This window comes from Corynebacterium sp. HMSC035E02 (assembly GCF_001836065.1).
Lineage (GTDB): Bacteria > Actinomycetota > Actinomycetes > Mycobacteriales > Mycobacteriaceae > Corynebacterium > Corynebacterium hiratae.
Window position 1 is genome coordinate 1 of sequence record NZ_KV827357.1, and the last position, 3,145, is coordinate 3,145.

Sequence of the window (3,145 nt, forward strand, 5' to 3'; positions counted from 1 at the left end):
GCAAAATCAGCATTCGTCGAAATCTTCGGCCCAACAGACTCGTCACCCGGCAGACCCGGCTGGTCCGGCGGAATAACGCGCTGTGCGCCCCGAGAAGCGCCGCCCTTTGGAAGAACCACGGTGATGTAATAGTTGTCGGGCTGCTTCGGAATGTCAGCGACCTTTACAAACTTCGGGCCAGCGCCCGTTTCGTTCGTCCCAGGGTTCTCTGCGCTTTCAATCTTAAGCCCAGTAAGCTCGGTAAACTCCTCCATGGACCCCTTATAGGCCGGGAAGTTCACTTCACCATATGGGTTGCTATACCTAGGCTGCTGTTCATTAATCGTGTATGCGGCAGTGGTTCGGTCAATAGGATCTCGACCAACCAATGCCGTCATGTACACAACGTAAGTCGCGGCCTTCGACTTATCTTTATTCCGAAGAGCCTCTTGCCATTTCAATGCAAGACGGATGACTGCGTCGCGGTACTCCGGAGCAATACCAAGCTTTGTGGCGTTCTCCTTCGCGTAAAGCGTGGAGACAGAGGTCACGGGGTAGTGCTTCATCGGATCGATACACCAAGCCCACCCCACATTGTTCTTCGGGTTGGCCTTAACTCCGGAAATGTTGGGCCCTGCCCATGTCAGGGATCCCCACTCCTGCGCGTTTGTAGTGTTTGGCGCACCGCCCAATTCAAAATCGGGCTTAAAGCTCGTGGGATCTCCTTCGACCGCTTCGGCTTTCATCCAGGGAACGGTAACCATGGCCGCAATTACTGCAATTGCCGTAAGCACAGCAGTAAAGACCATCCACCCCTCTCTGGAGATATTCCTTAATTTACTCATCGTTTCCTCTTCGAATGATGTGAATGTCTACAAGTTTTCTGCACAGCAGCCTTAGACCACTGAACCAATCTGAAATCTGGACGTAGGTTTTTGCACCTTGACCGGCGATTCTCCTTAGGAATCTCACGAACTCTTATAGTTCACTCAGGAGAATATCATTCAACACAGGAAGCTGCAAGGTATCTCATTGCTCTATAAATTTAGCCTATACCTAAATGTGAGTGCATTTGCGCTGTACGGAACCACTTGCAAGTCAGACCACCCCTATTTATCGCGCATTCGTTCGACTTTCTGTTGACACCGTCAACTTCTAAATATTTCTTATAATACTCAACCTAAGATTTGCTAAGTTTGCATATCAGTTTTCTTTCACCCGGATTGCGCAAGGAAACCTTCCGCCAGCGCAACAGCACTGTGCGCGCCCCCGCTGGCCTAATCCCCTTGTAAGCACCTGCGATACCTACGATCCCCCGCGACCTAATAGCACCCCAAGGCCCGCGAAAGCTCGTACTCGCGAGCACTTAGCACCCTTACCGCTACACCTCGCAGACACGCGAAACGGCCGTGCACAAAGCACGGCCGCCATTCCCCATTAGAACCCTCACCCCGCGGGGCTTAGACCACTACCCCATTAATCATTTTTATGTCTCGCCGAGTCCTCTTTAATCATCGGCGGAACGCGTGAGCTTCGGGTCAACGTCGACAACCGGCTCAGGGACCTCAATAACCTCGATGTCAGAGACCGGCGAGCCAGCAGGCGTCACTGGCTGCGCATCCACCTGGTCTGCCCCAGAAGACGAGCCCGGCGCCACAGTAATCTTCCCCGCCGCGAGTGCTGCCCTATCGCGGGCTGTCTCAACGTCCTCTGCAGTGGTAGCCACCATGCCCATGCGGCGGCCGGCATAGGCCCATGGCTTACCAAACAGACGCACGTCCGTCTCCTCATAAGCCATGGCGGCATCGAGACCGGAATAGGAGACGTCATCAAGCTCAGCGTCCGCGTGCAGAATGACCGCCGCACCGGGGCTGACCAACGTCACATCAATCGGGAAGCCCAACATTGCGCGGACATGCAGCTCAAACTCAGAGAAGCGCTGCGTGTATCCGGTGAGCATAGCGGTATCCAAAGGGCGCGGCGAGACTGAGGAGAAGTACACCTCATCGCCCGCCACGAAGAGCTCAACACCGTAGACACCACGCCCACCCAGCTCGTTAGAGATACGCGCCGCAACGGACCGCGCATTCGCCAGGGCGTCCTCACTCATCGCCATGGGCTGCCAGGACTCCACCAAGTCACCGTTCTCATGACGGTGACCAATGGGCTCACTAAACCACGTCGCCATCTTGCCCGTTGCCGGGTCGATGGAACGTACCGCCAACAGCGTGACCTCATAATCAAAATCAACGAAGCGCTCCACCACCACACGCTTGTGGTCAGTGGACACGTGGCGCACCATGGCCCATGTTTCCTCTATTTCTTCCTCTTCCTTAAGAAGAACGTGCCCCTTACCGGAGGTCGTAATATCCGGCTTCACGATGCACGGCAGCCCCAACTCCCCCACTGCCTCCTGCAGCTCCTCAGCAGTTTCAGCAAAGCGATACGCCGTCACGGGAAGACCGATACTCTCAGCCACCTCGCGCACGCTCTCACGGGACTGCGTGAGCTCACAAGCCCGCGCCGTCGGCACAACCGTAGCGCCTACTTCTTCCTCAATGCGCTTGAGCGCCTCCACCGCGACGGTCTCCACCTCAGGGACCACGTAGTCCGGCTTGATTCGCTCAGTAAGCTCCCACACCTTCTGCGGGTCCCTAATGTCTGCGATGTAGCTAAAATGCGCAAGCTGCTGCGCGGGTGCTCCTGCGTAGCGGTCCACGGCGTGAACCTCGAGCCCCAAGTTCTGAAAGGCTATTACCAACTGCTTGCCCAGCTCGCCCGCCCCGAGGAGCAGCACCTTGGTGGCGCTTCCTGTTAAGGGGGTTCCGATCTGGCCTGCGATGTCGCCTACGGTAGTCATTCTCGAATTATCGCACACATTTCACGCCGCGCTGCTTGGCGACGTCCCCCTGTTTCCCCACAACCACCCAAACTCACCGCGCCCCACGACGACACGGTGCCCCGGGCTCCGGGCCCGGGGTGCAGGATCACCAAAGCCCCCTTTACCCACCGCAGGGAAACAGTGGGAAAGGGGGCCTGGTGCTACAGACTGACCTTCTAGCGTGTCAGCCGGCCACGGGGGCCGACTGGCCCTCGGTTATCGCGGTCTTCCTCTTACTTGGAGGAACCCTCGCCAGCACCCGGTGCACAAGCATCAGCCAACAGG

General features: G+C 56.9%; 1 protein-coding gene and 1 pseudogene. Both read right to left on the bottom strand.

The window, feature by feature from the left end:
• Nucleotides 1-824 (bottom strand): annotated as a pseudogene (locus tag HMPREF2635_RS13545) (hypothetical protein); the annotation flags it as partial.
• A gap of 662 nt (nucleotides 825-1,486) precedes the next feature.
• The gene (gene purT, locus HMPREF2635_RS09055; RefSeq protein WP_070821623.1) at nucleotides 1,487-2,839 is read right to left on the bottom strand and encodes a formate-dependent phosphoribosylglycinamide formyltransferase; all 1,353 of its coding nucleotides are present in this window, start codon (nucleotides 2,837-2,839) and stop codon (nucleotides 1,487-1,489) included.
• Nucleotides 2,840-3,145: the final 306 nt, after the last annotated feature.

What these genes read in the sequence shown, in the direction of transcription:
- purT (WP_070821623.1), bottom strand. Translation starts at nt 2,839, where the DNA reads ATGACTACCGTAGGCGACATCGCAGGCCAGATCGGAACCCCCTTAACA.